The organism is Bradyrhizobium sp. LjRoot220 (genome assembly GCF_964252915.1).
Lineage (GTDB): Bacteria > Pseudomonadota > Alphaproteobacteria > Rhizobiales > Xanthobacteraceae > Bradyrhizobium.
Genome location: NZ_CAXUPS020000030.1, coordinates 1 through 581 on the forward strand (window position 1 = coordinate 1; position 581 = coordinate 581).

At 53.4% G+C, this 581-nt stretch carries 1 protein-coding gene; it reads left to right on the forward strand.

The genetic code is table 11. The features are described 5' to 3' along the window. Nucleotides 1-325: 325 nt before the first annotated feature. A complete protein-coding gene (locus ACSQ84_RS35960) occupies nt 326-538 on the forward strand; it encodes a dodecin (protein ID WP_436210921.1) in 213 nt (70 codons plus the stop codon). The last annotated feature ends 43 nt before the right edge of the window (nt 539-581 follow it).

Below are 581 nucleotides of genomic sequence, written 5' to 3' on the forward strand. Positions count from 1 at the left end.
CCTCCAGGTGCATTGACGCCAGCACCGCGACGTCAGGACCACACGCCTTTGCCGTACGCTCTCGTGCCGTTCGTTATCGGCGCTACCAGCGTCCACCGCGACCCGTCCCAACGATCGTGACGATCATGATACGCCCCTCTGGCGGGACGGGATGGGCGAAGATATAAACTGATTTTCACTTCTGCAAAAGCGAAATATTTTTTATTTTGAGGCTTGACTTTTGGTTTCTGTAATTCCGAAGTGATTTGCCCGTCGGGTCATCAGGAACCAGTTCGGGCGCATTTGGTTAGTGCATCGGGGACGCAACCGGCCTGGAGGACCAGAAATGAAAAATCACGTCTACAAGATTCTCGAAATCGTCGGCTCGTCTCAGACCAGCATCGAGGACGCGATCAACACCGCGGTCGAACTGGCCAGCAAGACGATTCGAAACATGGACTGGTTTGAAGTCGTCGAAACCCGAGGCCACATCAAGGACGGCAAGATCGCTCACTATCAGGTGACCCTCAAAATCGGCTTTACACTGGAGGCGCAATAGTAAATCGTAGCAACTATCAGGTTGGACGAGAACGAGTACGACC